Source organism: Nocardia sp. NPDC101769 (genome assembly GCF_044766925.1).
Classification (GTDB): Bacteria; Actinomycetota; Actinomycetes; order Mycobacteriales; family Mycobacteriaceae; genus Nocardia.
This window is the reverse complement of sequence record NZ_JBIWMX010000005.1, coordinates 142,143-156,277: the sequence shown is the minus strand read 5'-3', so window position 1 is coordinate 156,277 and position 14,135 is coordinate 142,143. Positions and strand designations below refer to the sequence as shown.

General features: G+C 69.8%; 13 protein-coding genes. 7 read left to right on the top strand and 6 right to left on the bottom strand.

Translation table 11 applies throughout. The features are described 5' to 3' along the window. Positions 1 to 6 precede the first annotated feature (6 nt). From ACIRRA_RS11530 to ACIRRA_RS11505, 6 genes are all read left to right on the top strand, one after another. On the top strand, positions 7 to 918 hold the full coding sequence (locus tag ACIRRA_RS11530) for a hypothetical protein (protein WP_402766326.1): 912 nt from the start codon (positions 7 to 9) through the stop codon (positions 916 to 918). Beyond that, positions 915 to 2,735 (top strand): fatty acid CoA ligase family protein, encoded by a 1,821-nt coding sequence (locus ACIRRA_RS11525; protein WP_402766324.1) that lies wholly within the window; start codon positions 915 to 917, stop codon positions 2,733 to 2,735. The genes ACIRRA_RS11530 and ACIRRA_RS11525 overlap by 4 nt, the downstream gene beginning before the upstream one ends. Continuing rightward, positions 2,732 to 3,001, top strand: a complete 270-nt coding sequence (locus ACIRRA_RS11520; RefSeq protein ID WP_402766322.1) for a hypothetical protein — start codon at positions 2,732 to 2,734, stop codon at positions 2,999 to 3,001. The genes ACIRRA_RS11525 and ACIRRA_RS11520 overlap by 4 nt, the downstream gene beginning before the upstream one ends. A gap of 88 nt (positions 3,002 to 3,089) precedes the next feature. Then, complete coding sequence (locus ACIRRA_RS11515; protein WP_402766320.1) at positions 3,090 to 4,130, top strand: NAD-dependent epimerase/dehydratase family protein; 1,041 nt, start codon at positions 3,090 to 3,092, stop codon at positions 4,128 to 4,130. Positions 4,131 to 4,144: 14 nt separating this feature from the next. After that, entirely contained in the window at positions 4,145 to 5,350 is a 1,206-nt protein-coding gene (locus tag ACIRRA_RS11510) for a peptide synthetase (protein WP_402766318.1), read from the top strand. Positions 5,351 to 5,458: 108 nt separating this feature from the next. Next, positions 5,459 to 7,597, top strand: coding sequence for an MMPL family transporter (locus ACIRRA_RS11505; RefSeq protein ID WP_402766595.1), 2,139 nt, complete (start codon positions 5,459 to 5,461; stop codon positions 7,595 to 7,597). Here ACIRRA_RS11505 and ACIRRA_RS11500 read toward each other — a convergent pair. Genes ACIRRA_RS11500 through ACIRRA_RS11490 form a run of 3 tightly spaced genes read right to left on the bottom strand, consistent with a single transcriptional unit; the run spans position 7,543 to position 9,478 of the window. Then, a complete protein-coding gene (locus ACIRRA_RS11500) occupies positions 7,543 to 8,352 on the bottom strand; it encodes an alpha/beta fold hydrolase (RefSeq protein ID WP_402766316.1) in 810 nt (269 codons plus the stop codon). The two genes, ACIRRA_RS11505 and ACIRRA_RS11500, sit on opposite strands and share 55 nt — an antisense overlap. Continuing rightward, on the bottom strand, positions 8,352 to 8,897 hold the full coding sequence (locus tag ACIRRA_RS11495; protein ID WP_402766313.1) for a dihydrofolate reductase family protein: 546 nt from the start codon (positions 8,895 to 8,897) through the stop codon (positions 8,352 to 8,354). The genes ACIRRA_RS11500 and ACIRRA_RS11495 overlap by 1 nt, the downstream gene beginning before the upstream one ends. Further along, a complete protein-coding gene (locus ACIRRA_RS11490) occupies positions 8,894 to 9,478 on the bottom strand; it encodes a dihydrofolate reductase family protein (protein WP_402766311.1) in 585 nt (194 codons plus the stop codon). Before ACIRRA_RS11490 ends, ACIRRA_RS11495 begins: the two co-directional genes overlap by 4 nt. Positions 9,479 to 9,577: 99 nt before the next feature. Here ACIRRA_RS11490 and ACIRRA_RS11485 point away from each other — a divergent pair, with 99 nt between their 5' ends. Beyond that, positions 9,578 to 10,735: an alpha/beta hydrolase fold domain-containing protein gene (locus ACIRRA_RS11485; protein ID WP_402766308.1), complete on the top strand. Its 1,158-nt coding sequence runs from the start codon at positions 9,578 to 9,580 to the stop codon at positions 10,733 to 10,735. 230 nt (positions 10,736 to 10,965) lie between these two features. Here ACIRRA_RS11485 and ACIRRA_RS11480 read toward each other — a convergent pair whose 3' ends face one another. The 3 genes from ACIRRA_RS11480 to rsmI form a co-directional block, all read right to left on the bottom strand. Further along, positions 10,966 to 12,210: a cytochrome P450 gene (locus tag ACIRRA_RS11480; RefSeq protein ID WP_402766305.1), complete on the bottom strand. Its 1,245-nt coding sequence runs from the start codon at positions 12,208 to 12,210 to the stop codon at positions 10,966 to 10,968. 101 nt (positions 12,211 to 12,311) lie between these two features. Next, positions 12,312 to 13,085 (bottom strand): lysostaphin resistance A-like protein, encoded by a 774-nt coding sequence (locus ACIRRA_RS11475; RefSeq protein ID WP_402766302.1) that lies wholly within the window; start codon positions 13,083 to 13,085, stop codon positions 12,312 to 12,314. A gap of 119 nt (positions 13,086 to 13,204) precedes the next feature. Next, positions 13,205 to 14,059, bottom strand: a complete 855-nt coding sequence (gene rsmI, locus ACIRRA_RS11470) for a 16S rRNA (cytidine(1402)-2'-O)-methyltransferase (RefSeq protein ID WP_402766299.1) — start codon at positions 14,057 to 14,059, stop codon at positions 13,205 to 13,207. Positions 14,060 to 14,135: the final 76 nt, after the last annotated feature.

Here is a 14,135-nt window from a genome sequence, read left to right as displayed (position 1 = left end):
ACTGCCATGGGTGTGCGCATCAAGTCCACCGGAATCAGCCGGGACACCGATACTTTCAGCATCGTCGAGCTCAGCGGCCGGGCCGCGCGGCGGGCCATGGAGAGCGCGGGCATCGAGCCCGGGCAGGTCGGGGTCATGATCAACGCGGGCATCTTCCGCGACAGCAATACCGTCGAGCCGGCCGTGTCGGCCCTCATCCAGAAGGCCGCGGGCATCGGACTCGACTACGTGAAGGAGGACCCGCGGTCGTTCTCCTTCGACCTCATGAACGCCGGCACCGGCGTGCTCAATGCCGTGCAGGTGGCGCAGGCGGTGCTGGCCACCGGAAGCGCCGAGCACGTGCTGGTGGTGTCGGGCGACACCCACCCGTCGCTGACGCGCTCCGCCGCCGACGACGAATTCCCCTATGCCACCGCGGGTGCGGCGCTGCTGCTGGAGCAGACCGGCGAGCCCGAGGGCTTCGGCCGGGTGCACACCCGCGCCGCCGCGGGCGCTCCGGGCCTGGAGTCCTACGTGGATACCGAGACCATGGGCGATCGTGGCCGCGGCATCATGACGGTCGAGCGCGAACCCGACTACCTGGACCGGCTGCTGGCCACCGCCGCCGAGGCCGCGCGCGCCGCGCTGTCGGACAGTGCGGTCGACGAGACCACCACGGCCCTCATCGCCGCCACCCCGAGCGCCGAATTCCCGGCCCGCCTGGCCGCCGAACTCGGCATCGCCGCGGACGCGGTGTTCACCCCGGACCTGACCGACGGTGACCCGCACACGGCCGCGCTCACCCTGGCGTATCACGCGGCTGCCCAGGCGGATTCGCTGGCCGGCTACCGCGATGTGCTGTTCGTGGCGGCCGGTGCGGGCCCCTCGGCCGCCGCGGTCGTCTACCGGCTCCCGGCCCTCGCCGGAGCCGCGGCGTGACCACCGCGACCTATTGGCAGGCCATCGACCGCTTCCGAGCGGTGGTGGCCGCCGATCCGGACCGTGAGGCGGTGATCTACCCCGCGGGGAAGACCGCCTCCGGCCTCCCGGACTACCGCAACCTCACCTACCGTGAGCTCGACGAGTGGTCCGACACCATCGGCCTGCACCTGGCGGCGGCGGGCGTGGGCCGCGGCACCCGCACCATCGTGCTGGTGCTGCCCAGCCCGGAGTTGTACGCGATCATGCTGGGGCTGTTGAAGATCGGCGCGGTGCCCGTGGTCATCGATCCGGGCATGGGCGTGCGCAAGATGCTCAACTGCCTGCGCGCCGCCGACGCCGAGGCGTTCATCGGCATTCCGCAGGCGCACGCGGCGCGAGTGCTGTTCGGCAAGTACTTCCGGAACGTGCGGGTGACTCTGACCGTAGGCCCGCGCTGGTTCTGGGGCGGCCCGACCCTGCGCAGCTGGGGCGCCCCGGTGACGGCGGGCCGGCTCGGCAACCGATTCCGCACCGACGGCGCGGCCGGTCCGGTCAGCGCGAAAGTCGCGGCGCGACTGGAGGAACTGCTGGCCACCGTCGCCGAGCGGCGGTCCGCCGGCGAGCACCGGGCCCCGTTCGACGCCTTCACCCTGCGCGAGCGGGTGCCGGCGCCGGCGGACGAGGTGCTGCTCATCGCCTACACCACCGGCAGCACCGGGCCCGCCAAGGCCGTGGAGATGACGCACGGCAATCTCAGCGCCATGGTCGAGCAGGTGCACGCAGCACGCGGCCGGGTGGAACCGGGCACCTCGCTGATCACCCTGCCGCTGGTGGGCATTCTCGACATGCTGCTCGGATCACGGTGCGTACTACCGCCTTTGGTGCCGAGCAAGGTCGGCTCCACCGATCCGGCGCACGTGGTCGACGCCCTCAACCGGTTCGGCGTGAAGACCATGTTCGCCTCCCCGGCCGTGCTGATTCCACTGCTGCGGCACCTGGAGACGCACAAGACGCCGGTGCCGACCCTGCACAGCATCTATTCCGGCGGCGCGCCCGTCCCGGACTGGTGCATCGCCGGGCTGCGGCAGGTGCTGGCCGAGGACGCCGAGGTGTATGCCGGGTACGGCTCCACCGAGGCACTGCCCATGTCCACCATCGAATCCCGCGAACTGCTGGGCGGTCCGGCGGAGCGCGCGCACCTGGGCGACGGCACCTGCGTCGGGCGGCCCGCCGAGGGCGTGCGGGCGCGGCTGGTCGCCATCACCGACGATCCCATCCCGACCTGGGCGCAGGCCGAGGCCCGCGAATCCGAGCTGGTCGCCACCCGTGGCATCGGCGAGCTGGTGGTGTCGGGACCGAATGTGAGCACCCGGTACTACTGGCCGGAGTCGGCGAATCTGGCGGGCAAGATCCACGAGGACGACACGGTGTGGCATCGCACCGGCGACCTGGCCTGGATCGACGGCGAGGACCGGATCTGGTTCTGCGGCCGCAAGAGTCAGCGCGTGCACACCGCCGCCGGCCCCATGTTCTCCGTGCAGGTGGAGCAGGTCTTCAACACGCTGCCCGGGGTCGTCCGCACCGCGCTGGTCGGCGTGGGCGCGCGCGGCGCGCAACTGCCGGTGCTCTGCGTGGAGGCCGCCCCCGGCACGGACACCGCGGCGCTGACGGCGCAGTTGCGGCAGCGCGCCGGCGAATTCGATGTCACCGCACCGGTTTCCACGTTCCTGTTCCATCCGAAGTTCCCGGTCGATATCCGACACAATGCCAAGATCGGCCGCGAACAACTCGCGGTCTGGGCGGCGGAGCAGCTCGGAAAGGACGACGGACGATGAAGGTGACTGTGCTGCGGGCGATTCCGGTACTGGGATGGCTCTATCTGGCCCTGGGGCTGCTGCTGGCGGCGGGCGATCGCGCCCCCGCCAGCCGGCTGCTGCGGGCGGCGTTCTGGATCGACGCCTTCCTCAGCATCGTGGTGCACGCGGCCCAGATCCCGGCCGCGCTGAAGGCGACCGCGGGCACCGAGCATTCACCGGTCAAGACCGCGGCCATGACCCAGATCTTCGGAATCACCTGGTGGAAGACACAGGAGGCCGCGTGAACGGGTCAGGCGCGGAGGAGTCGCTCCACCACCCGGCGCTTGCCTGCGTAACCACGCGGCGCCCCCGATCATGCGGAGAGGATAGAGCGTGAAGGCACTGGTAACGGGGGCGTCCGGGTTTCTCGGCGGGGCGATCGTGCGCCGCCTTCTCCGGGACGGCGGCTTCGAGGTGGCCATCCTGGCCCGGCCCACCAGCAATCTGCGTGACCTGTACGAGGTCATCGACGAGGTCGAGATCATCACCGGCGATCTCACTGATCAGGTGTCGCTCGAACGCGCCACCAAGGGCGTGGACGTGGTGTTCCACAGCGCGGCACGGGTCGACGACCGCGGCACCCGGGCGCAGTTCGTGGCCGAGAACGTCACGGCCACCGAGAATCTGCTGCGCGCCGCCAAGCGCAATGGGGCCTCGCGGTTCGTGTTCATCTCCAGCCCCAGCGCGCTCATGGACCGCGACGGCGGCGATCAGGTGGACATCGACGAATCGGTGCCGTACCCGAGCCGCTACCTGAACGTGTACTCGGAGACCAAGGCCGCGGCCGAACGTGCCGTGTTGGCTTCCAACACGGCCGAATTCACGGCCTGCGCGCTGCGGCCCCGCGCCATCTGGGGCGCCGGCGACCGGTCCGGGCCTATCGTGCGGCTGCTCGGGCGGGCGGCCGCGGGCACGCTGCCGGACCTGTCCTACGGCAAGCAGGTGATGGCCTCGCTGTGTCATGTGCGGAACATCGCCGAGGCGGCCGTCCTGGCGGTCCGCTCCGAGCAGGTCGGCGGCAAGGCGTATTTCATCGCCGACGCCGAGCAGACCGACGTGTGGGGCTTCCTCGGCGAGGTGGCCACCGGCCTCGGTTATCCGAAGCCGACCCGGCAGCCGAATCCGGGGGTGCTCTCCGCCGCGGTGGCCACCATCGAAACCGTCTGGCGCCTGCCGTTCGTCGCCACCCGGTGGTCACCGCCGCTGACGCGGTACGTGGTGGCGCTGATGACCCGCACCGCCACCTACGACACCTCGGCCGCCACGCGGGATTTCGGCTACCAGCCGGTCGTGGACCGCGAGACCGGGCTGACCGAGTTCCTGGCCTGGCTCGAAACCCAGGGCGGCATCGTGGCATTGACCGAGAAGATCTAGGCAGGGGTACGCACATGTTCCGCCGTCCCATCTCCCCCACCGAGCTCATCTACTTCCCGATGCGGGATCTGGCCCCGCCGTTCCTGATGCAGCTGGTGGTGGAGGGCCAGGGCAGCATCGATCCGGAGGCGCTGCGGCGCGCGGTCGCCACCGCCGCGGACGCCAATCCGGGTGCGCGGCTGGTCCGCGACGGCAAGCAGTGGGTGGACAGCGGGGTCGCGCCGAGCGTGCGGGTGGTGGACCACGCGCTGGAATACCCGGCGCTGGAGGCGGATCCGGTGCTCACCAGCCCGATCGGGCCGACCCCGGACGCCACCGTGGAGGTGCTGCTGCTCACGGCCGACCTACCCGAGGGCAAGAAGGGGCCGACCACCCTGGTGTTCCGGGTCTTCCACGGCGTCATGGACGGGATGGGCATGGTCATGTGGGCCACCGATGTGCTGCGGGTGCTGCGCGGTGAGGAACCCGTCGGTGCGCCCGATCCGATCGCCGACGCCGAACTGGTACGCAAGGTCGGCGCGCCCGGGCGGCCCACGCTCATGCTGCCGCGCTTCCGCTCGGCGATCGGGCACGGGCGGCAGGAACCGGGCGAACACCGGCACCTGTTGCGCACCCGCACCATTCACGCGACCGGGCCGGGCGCGCTCATGCGGGTGGCCGCACTGCTCGCCGAGGAGGGCGGGCCCATCTCGCGCATCATGATCCCGGTCGACATCCGCCGTCACGACCCGGCACTGCGGTCCACCGCGAACCTCGCGCTGCCGCTGTTCCTGGACGTGCGGCCGGGCATGGACTGGACCCAGCTCAACGAGATCAAGCGCGCGGGCCTGAAGGAGAACCGCGAGCTCAACCAGATGGACAACGGCGGCCTGAAATACCTGCCGCAGGCGGCGGGGCGCGGACTGCTGCGCGCGCTGAATCTGCTCGGCTCGCGCACCGGCCGGAACCTGGCCTCCGCCACCGTCTCCCACATGGGCCGCTACGACCTCGACGCACTGGCGGTCCCCGGGTTCGCCCCCACCGCCATCAAGGTCATGCCGCAGCACAGTGTCGCCATGCCGCTGCTCATCGGCATGACCGAGTGCGGCGGACGCACCGAACTCACCGTCTCCGCCCGCAGCGGACGCGGCATCCCGGAACGCCTGGACGCCCTGCTGGACCGCATCGTCCGAACGCTGGAATCCGAACTGACGCCGACCAATTCGCCCACGGCACCCTGACCCCGCTGATCCAACCCGACGTTCCCGAGCCCCCCGCCCTCCCAGAGATCGGAGTTCATCTTGACCGGCGACGAGAAGCTCAGCGGTGGCGGCGAATCGGGTCGATTCATTGCCGCGTGGGCGCGGGTGGTGGTGCGGCGGCCGAAGACCTTCCTCGTGGCGGCGGTGTTGTTCGCGCTGGCCTGTGGGCTGTTCGCGGCGGGGCTGCAGCAGCGGGTGAGTTCGGCCGGATTCGTGGTGCCGGATGGTGAATCGGCCGCGGTGGACAGCTGGGTCACACAGCGGCTGGGGCCGCAGAATCCGGACGTGATCGCCATCTATACCGCGCCCGAGGGGCAGTCGCTCGCCGATATCGGGCAGAGAGTGACGGCGGCGGTGGGAACGATCGATCCGGCCCTGCTGGATCGCCCGGTCGAAACCTATTGGAACAGCCCGCGATCACAGTATCTGCGCTCCTCGGACGGGCGGCAGGCGGTGGCCGTCGCGTTCTCGGCCGGCAATGACGATCAGCGGGTCGCGGAGTATCCGAAAATCGCGGCGGCACTGCGTGTTCCGGGGCTCACCACCGAACTGACCGGGTACAGCGCGCTCGCCGACACCATCAGCGCGCAGTCACGCCACGATCTGGTGCTGGCCGAATCCATTTCGATCCCGCTCACCGCCATCGTGCTGGTGCTGGTGTTCGGCGGGGTGGTGGCGGCTTCGCTGCCCGTCCTGATCGGCACGCTCGCGGTGGTGGGCGCGCTGGGGGCGGTCGGCATCATCGCCCGGATGACCGAGGTCAGCGTCTTCGCCATGAACGTGGTGTCGCTGCTGGGGCTCGGATTGGCCATCGACTACGGGCTTTTCATCGTCGGGCGGTTCCGGGAGGAGCTCGGGCAGGGCCGTTCGGCCGAGGAGGCCGTCACCCGTACCCTGCAGACCGCCGGGCGCACCGTGTTGTTCTCAGCGCTCCTGCTCATGTGCGCGTTCGCGGGGACCTTCGTGTTCCCGCTGGCGGTGCTGCGGTCACTGGGCTTCGGAGCCATCGCGGCGGTGGGGCTGGCCGCCGCGCTGTCGGTGACGGCGCTGCCCGCGATTCTCGCCCTGCTGGGCCCGCGGATCGGCAAGTGGAGCTGGCGGGCCGACGCCTTCGAGCGCTCCGAGGAACGGGCGCAACGGTTCTGGGGCCGCGTGGTCACCGCCGTCATGCGGCGGCCGGGTGCGGTCGCCATCGCGGTGGGCGCGATCCTGCTGGTGCTGGCCGCGCCGCTGAGCGGGGTCCGGCTCGGCGATGTCGACCACACCGCGCTGCCCGCCGGCAATGAAACCCGGCTCGCCGTCGAGGAATTGACCGCGCACTTCCCGGCCGCGAACAGCGGCGCGACCATTCTGGTGCGCGAAACCGACGGCAGCGCACCGACTCCGGCGTCCATCAGCCGGGCGCTGCGCGAGATCAGCGGCGTGCCGGGCGTGCGGCAGGCCATGACCCTGGACACCCGCGACGACACCACCGTCATCCACGCCGCACTGGCCGCGCCGGACCGCTCGCCGAAGGCCCAGGATGTCGTGCGCGACCTGCGTGACCTGCGCCTGGACGGACTTGACCTGCGGGTCGGCGGCGAGAGCGCCAGCACCGTCGACAGCATCGCGGCCGTCCTGGACCGGCTGCCGCTCATGGTCGTGGTCATGGTCGCGGTCACCCTGCTCATGCTGGCCATGGCCTTCCGGTCGATCGTCCTGCCGCTCAAGGCCGTGCTGATGGCCTTCCTGAGCCTGACGGCCACCTTCGGCGTGCTGACCTGGATCTTCGATCAGGGTCATCTGGCCGGTGCGCTGCACGTCAGCGTCGGGCCGCTGTCGGCGGGCATGATGGTCCTGATCATCGCCGTGGTCTTCGGACTCTCCACCGACTACGAGGTGTTCCTGCTGTCCCGCATGGTCGAGGCGCACGATGCGGGCGCGGACACCGAGGAGTCGGTACGCGTCGGCACCGTCCAGACGGCCCGCGTGATCACCGCCGCCGCAACGCTGCTCGTGCTCATCACCGGGGCGTTCACGCTCTCCCCCCTCACGCCCATGCGCTTCCTCGGCCTGGGCATGGTGATCGCCCTGGTCATCGACGCCACCCTGGTGCGCATGCTGCTGGTTCCGGCCCTGGTCAAGCTGATGGGGCCCGCCAACTGGTGGGCCCCGGGTAGTCGGAGAAAGCTTCAGCCGAAGAATTCGATCAGCGCGGGTGCCAGCACGGGCGCCTTGACCAGGTGAGTCTGGCCGGGCAAGACCCGGTGCGAGGCACCCGGAATCGCCTGGGCCAGTGCGGCATTGGCATTGCGCATCCAGGCGGGGCTCTTGCTGCCGGCGATCACGGCGACCGGCAGGTCGAGCCCGGCCCAGCGATCGGCCGGAAGCTTGCGGCCCCGTTGGAACGCCTGGACGTACTGGATGTCATACGCCATGGTCGGCGCCACCGTCTTGAGGTGACTCCAGCCCGGGAAGAGCGGGAACGCGGCCACCATCAGGGCGGGCAGATGCACGCCCGCCCGCATGAAGTACTTGACCGCATCACCGTTCTTGCCCTGGGCCAACAGCGAATTCAGATGCTCGACATAGTCGGCCGGGACCGGCGGACGGGTGTTGTCGTCGATCACGAACGGCACCTCGTAGAGCGCGACCTTGCGCACCGTGCGGCCGCTGCGCAGGTAGTCCAGCACCAGGCCGCCGCCCGACGAGATGGCATACAGCATCACCGGTCCCGCGGCCAGGTCGATGACCGCGTCGAGATCCTCGAATTCGCGCTCGATGTCGGCCGGCAGGTTGTCGCCGCTCTCGCCCCGGCCGCGCCGGTCGTAGGTGTAGACGGTGTAGCGGCTCGAAAGTGCCTCGGCGAGTGACTTGTTGGGGCCGAACTCCTGGGCGGCGAGCGCGCCGTCGATGAGCACGACCGCCGGGCCCGAACCGTATCGGGTGTAGGCGATCGAGGTGCCGTCCTTGGAGTCTACGAAGCCTTTGGTGGGTTCCATCAGATGTCCTTGGTGTAAGTCAGGGATTGGATGCCGCTGCCGAAAGTGGTTGCGGCGGTGAGCCGTAAGGGGAGCCGGGGGCCATTCTCGGGGAACATCCGTTCACCCGAGCCCACGACGAGGGGGTGCAGCATGAGGACGAGATCGTCCAGCAGCCCGTGCTCGAGCAGCGTCCGCACCAGGGTGATGCTGCCGTGCACGGCGATTGCCAGGCCCGGCTTTTCCTTGAGCTCGGTGAGCTCCTCGACGAGCCGGTCGGGGGCCAGCACAGTCGTGTACTTCCACTCCGGATCCCGCAGCGTCGATGACACCACCAATCTCGGCGTCAAGTTGAACCAGTCGGCCATCTCCCCTTCCCGGTCCGGCCAGGCGGCGGCGAAGATGTCGTAGGTCTTGCGGCCCAGCAGCAGGGTGTCGGCGGCGCGCAGGCCCGCCATCACCGCTTCCTCGGTCGCGTCGTCGTGGTACGGAAAGTGCCAGTTCTCCGGAGCTTCCACCACGCCGTCGAGGGAGAGGTAGACATTGGCGGTGACGCGGCGGCTCATGCCGTGGCCTCCTGCCGGGTGTAGACCAGGTTCACCACACCGCAGTCCAGGGGACGGCAGTCGGTCAGGGCGAAAGTGGCCGGCATCTGGTCCGGGGTGAAGAATCGCGCGCCCGGACCGCCCAGGATCAGCGGAAACACCAGCAGGTGCAGCTCGTCGAGCAGGTTCTCGGCGATCAGGTAGCGCACCAGGGTGCCGCTGCCGCCGATGCCGATGTGCTGGTGCCGTTCCTTGAGCGCGCCGATCTCCTTGGCCAGGTTGTCTCGCAGGATGGTGGTGTTGGCCCAGTCGGTGGTCTCCAGCGTCGTGGACACCACGTACTTGGACATGGCGTTGACGGCGTCGAAGTACGGGCCGGACTGGCTGGTGAAGAAGGGTTTCAGGCCCTCGTAGGTGGTGCGCCCCAGGAGCATGGCGTCATTGCCCGCCATGATTGCGCCCACGGCCTGCTGCACCTCGGCATCGTTGAAATACGGCCCGGTGTGCGGATCGGTCGGTGAGATCGACGGGGCGAGACCGGTCCAGCCGCTCTCGGTCACACCGTCCAGTGAAAGGTACTGCCCTGCAACAATTTTTCCCATGCGTCTACGGTCGCAGTTTCGGAAAGCCCATGGAATTGCCGGGTTCGCAAGACAGCGATGCCCCTGCGGAATGAATGCGGGGCGGGCATACTCGGGCGCATGGTCGAGCCGCTACCGCAGACCCCCGAGGGCGTGGAACTCCGGCATCTGCGGGCCTTCGTCGCGGTCGCCGAGGAATTGAACTTCGGCCGGGCGGCGCAGCGGCTCTACGTCACCCAGCCCGCGCTCAGCCGGACCATCCGGTCATTGGAAAAGCTGGTTGGCTGCGATCTCTTCCATCGCAATACCCGCAGCGTGGGCCTCACTCCCGCGGGCACGGCGCTGCTGGATCGAACCCGTGACGTGCTCGCCGACCTGGACAGCGCCCTGACGGCGGCCCGCGCGGCGGGCGGCGAGCTCTCGGCCCGCATGGACCGGCTGTGGAATCCGGTGGAGGAGACCTTCAACGGCGATCTGGCGCCGATGCGATCGGCCTTCGAACTCATGCACGCGGAGTTCCCCATGCCCGAGGGGGTCACGCTGGAGCCGGTCAATACGGGAGGCGTGCCCGGGATCCAGCTCGTGCCCACCGACGACACGGAGTCGACGGCGATCTACGTGCACGGCGGCGGCTTCATGATGGGCTCGGCCTACGGTTACCGCGGCATGGCGGGCGCGGTCGCGCAAGCCGGGCACACCCGGGTGCTGGTCCCGGAATACCGCCTCGCCCCGGAACATCCGTTCCCCGCGGCCCTCGACGATGTGCTCACCGCCTACCGGTGGCTGCTGGCCCACGGACGGCAGCCGGAGCAGATTGCGCTGGTGGGCGATTCGACCGGGGGCATGCTGGTCCTCGCGATGCTGGCTCGGGCACGCGACGCCGGGCTGCCCATGCCGAGCGCGACCGTCCTGATCTGTCCCGCCGTCGACTTCTATGCCCCGGAAGACGACCCGCCGGCGGATGTGGAACAGCACATGCGGTTTCAGAACGCCTACCTGGCGGGACGCCCGGCCACCGATCCCGAGGCCAATCCGATGTGCGCGGATCTCACCGGTCTGCCGCCCACCCTGGTGCAATCGAGTGAGTTCGACGGGCTGGGACGCAATACCCATCGACTCGTCGCGCGGCTACGCACTGCCGAAGTCGCGGTCCGCCACGACAGCTTCGCCGTCGATGGGCACTGCTTCCAGATCTACTGGTCGTTTCACCCGGAGGCGGCGGAGGCCGTCCAGCAGATCGGGGACTTTCTGCAGAAACCGAGTCCCGCCACGTCCTGACGCTCCGGTGACGCAGCTGCGTGGCGCGAATCCCGCTCGCGGACACACAGCTGCGTTTCCGAGGGCCGCCGATGTTCGCCATTGAACTCGGCGCACCCGCGAACCGGGCCGGACCCGCCGCCGGCGGGAACCGATTCGGCCCGCGCGCGTCGGCCCGCGCGCGTCGGCCCGCGGAGATGGGCGCACAACCCCCTTCGTGGTGCGCACATCTCGACGGGCCGACGCCCGGTTCAGGGACGAAGCCGCACCGGCAGGGCGGTGAGACCCCGCACGATCAGGGATTTGCGCCAGACCAGCTCAGCCCCGGCGGCCAATTCCAGATCCGGGTAGGTCGCCAGCAGACGGCTCAGCGCGATCCCGCCCTCCATGCGCGCCAAGGGCGCGCCGACACAGCGGTGGACGCCGTGGCCGAAGGCGAGGTGGTTCTTGTCGGTGCGGTCCAGATCCACGCGGTGCGGATCGGCGAAGCGGGCCGGGTCGCGGTCGGCGGCCGCCATGGACACCAGAAGGCGCTGACCGGCGGGGATTTCGACGCCACCCAGGGTGACCGGGACGGTGGTGTAGCGGAAGGTGGCCTCGCTCGCCGGCGACTCGTAGCGCAGCACCTCCTCCACGAAATCCGGTACCCGATCGGGTGTTTCGGCCAGTGCGGTCCGGACGTCCTTGTCCGTCAGCAGGATCGCGACCGCGTTCGAGATGAGGTTCACGGTGGTCTCGAAACCCGCGACCAGCAGCAGGAACACCATGCTGATCAGCTCACGGTGCGAGAGCCGGTCGCCGTCCTCGCTGACCGAGATGAGTTCGGAGAGCAGGTCATCGGAGGGATCGTCGCGCTTGGTGTGGATGAGCTGATCGATGTAGGCGAGGAACTGCTGCACCGCGGCCCCGCGGGCCTCGACGGTCTCGTCATTGGAGACCAGGGTGGTGGACCAGGCGCGGAAGTCGTCGCGATCCGCCTGGGGCACACCGAGCAGTTCGCAGATGACCAGCATGGGCAGCGGGAAGGCGTAGCGGTCCAGCAGATCCTGATCGGCGGCGGCAGCGGCGGCCAGATCGGCGAGCAGCGCATCGGCCAATTCGGTGATGCGCGAGGCCAATTCACGCACCGCACGGCTGCTGAAGGCCCGGTTCACAAGGGTGCGCAGGCGGGTGTGCTCCGGCGGGTCGTAGAAGAGCATCATGTCGCCGAACATGGCGCCGGCCGCCTGAGCACCCGCGCCATCACCCGCCAGCGCCGTCCGCGCGCCCTCGGATTTGAGGGCCTTGCTGATCGCAGGGTTCAGGAAGGCCGCCTTGGCCGCCTCGTAGTCGGTGATCAGCCAACCGGCGCCGCCGTCCGGGAAGCGTACGAAATGCGCGGGCCCGCGCGCACGCAACAGGTCGTATGCGGCGTGTGGGTGCTGATAGAAGTCATCGGTCAGCACGAAAGGCTCGATTGCCAATTCGCGTGCCGGGACATCGGTTTCGTGCACCATGATCGGGCACTCTAACAGTGGCCTGGTTGACCGGTCCCGCCATCGGCCGCCCCGGCCGCTGCATACACTCACAGTGCACAAATCTCGGCCGCGCCTGCCGCTCACCCGGTCACGCGGACGCCCGCTCCCCGGCGCGAAATCCACACGGCCGCACCGACGACAAGCGCTGCTGCGGCGTAGTAGTACAGCTGTGGCACGCCCAGCGTGTCATCCCCCATCACCAGGTACAGCGCCACATTGATCAGCCAGTGCCCGGCGGTGCCGATCAGCACCCGCTGCGAGTAACTGCCGACCGCGAGAAAACCCAGCACGCAGGCGAATCCGAGGACGGCTGCCAGAAACGCCGCCGCCACCGCGGGTCCCGCCCCGAACGCCTGCACATGCCACACCGCCCAGACCACCCCGGTGATCCCGATCGCCACCGGCCGGGCATACCGCGACTCCAGCACCGGCTGCAGGAATCCGCGCCAGCCCGCCTCCTCCCCCGCCGCCCCTGCCAGCTGGAGCAGCACGAACACCGCGAAGGGCACCCCGCCCACCGTCGCCGGACCGTGCGGCTTCATCGAGTCGGAGGCCATCGCGGCGGTCGACAGGCCGATGGCCGCACACGAAACCACCACCGCCACGCCATGTCCTCGCACCACGTCCCACGACACCGACGCGGGCAGCAGGGCGGCCAGGCGTTGCCGCCACACCAGGGCCACGATCCCCACCGCCACCGCGGGCCCGAATTGCGTCAGCGACAGCGCCGCCGGGTCGATCCCCGAATTCGCCTGCACCGCAAGCAGAACTCCGGACGCCAGAAACGCCAGCACCACGTAGGCGCCGACCATCGCACCGATACTTCCCGACCGCCGCACCTCATTCGAGATCACCCCGCGATGGTCGCACCGCGGGTCTGGACGGTCCTCACCCCCGAGAGTGATTCCCGCACCGCGATATCAGACTCGAGAGCCAGTCCCGAGCCCTGCCCGGCTACTCGAGCCCTGCCCGGCTACTCGGCGGCCCGCGCGGCGAGCACCGCGTCGTAGAGTTCGCGGCGGGAGGCCCCCGTGGCCGCGGAGACCTCGGCACACGCGTCCTTGAGCCGCAGCCCGGAGCCGATCAGCGCCTCCACCTGGCCGACCAGGTCGGCGGGCTCGGCGGAAACCGGTTGCGCGCCTTCGAGAACCACGGTGATCTCACCGCGCGCGCCCTCGACCGCCCATGCGGCCAGCTCGGCCAGCGTGCCGCGCACGACCTCCTCGTAGGTCTTGGTGAGCTCGCGGCACACTGCGGCGCGGCGCTGCGGGCCGAGCACCTGGACCGCATCGGCCAGGCAGTCGGCCAGGCGGTGCGGGGCCTCGAAGAACACGACGGCCCGCGGCTCCGCGGTGAGGGTGCGCAGCCACTCCCTGCGCTGGCCGGACTTGCGGGGCGGGAAGCCGTCGAAACAGAACCGCTCCACCGGGAGGCCGGACAGCGCGAGCGCGGTGGTCACCGCGGACGGGCCCGGCAGACACGTGATCGGGAGGCCGCGTTCCACGCAGGCCGCCACCATCCGATAGCCCGGATCGCTCACCGAGGGCATCCCGGCATCGGTGACGAGCAGTACGGTACGGCCGGACTCGATCTCGTCGAGCAGCATCGGGATCCGCGCGGTCTCCACATGGTCGTAGAAGCTCACCACCCGGCCGGTGATCTCGATATCCAAGGCCTTGGCCAGCGCACGGGTCCGCCGCGTGTCCTCAGCGGCCACCACCTCGGCGGACACCAGCGCGTCCCGCAGTCGCTGCGAGGCATCCCCGATATCGCCCATGGGAGTGGCCGCCAAGACCAGCCGTCCGCCGGCACTCGGCTCCGCGCTCATGGTGCTCCTACTCCTCGAAGGGTCCGCCAACTCGCCCCCGACTCTATCGATGCGATCGACCGGCGCCGCGAACCTC

What these genes read in the sequence shown, in the direction of transcription:
- ACIRRA_RS11490 (WP_402766311.1), bottom strand. Translation starts at nt 9,478, where the DNA reads ATGGGAAAAATTGTTGCAGGGCAGTACCTTTCACTGGACGGTGTGACC.
- ACIRRA_RS11480 (WP_402766305.1), bottom strand. Translation starts at nt 12,210, where the DNA reads ATGGTGCACGAAACCGATGTCCCGGCACGCGAATTGGCAATCGAGCCT.
- ACIRRA_RS11495 (WP_402766313.1), bottom strand. Translation starts at nt 8,897, where the DNA reads ATGAGCCGCCGCGTCACCGCCAATGTCTACCTCTCCCTCGACGGCGTG.
- rsmI (WP_402766299.1), bottom strand. Translation starts at nt 14,059, where the DNA reads ATGAGCGCGGAGCCGAGTGCCGGCGGACGGCTGGTCTTGGCGGCCACT.
- ACIRRA_RS11485 (WP_402766308.1), top strand. Translation starts at nt 9,578, where the DNA reads ATGGTCGAGCCGCTACCGCAGACCCCCGAGGGCGTGGAACTCCGGCAT.
- ACIRRA_RS11530 (WP_402766326.1), top strand. Translation starts at nt 7, where the DNA reads ATGGGTGTGCGCATCAAGTCCACCGGAATCAGCCGGGACACCGATACT.
- ACIRRA_RS11500 (WP_402766316.1), bottom strand. Translation starts at nt 8,352, where the DNA reads ATGGAACCCACCAAAGGCTTCGTAGACTCCAAGGACGGCACCTCGATC.
- ACIRRA_RS11510 (WP_402766318.1), top strand. Translation starts at nt 4,145, where the DNA reads ATGTTCCGCCGTCCCATCTCCCCCACCGAGCTCATCTACTTCCCGATG.
- ACIRRA_RS11520 (WP_402766322.1), top strand. Translation starts at nt 2,732, where the DNA reads ATGAAGGTGACTGTGCTGCGGGCGATTCCGGTACTGGGATGGCTCTAT.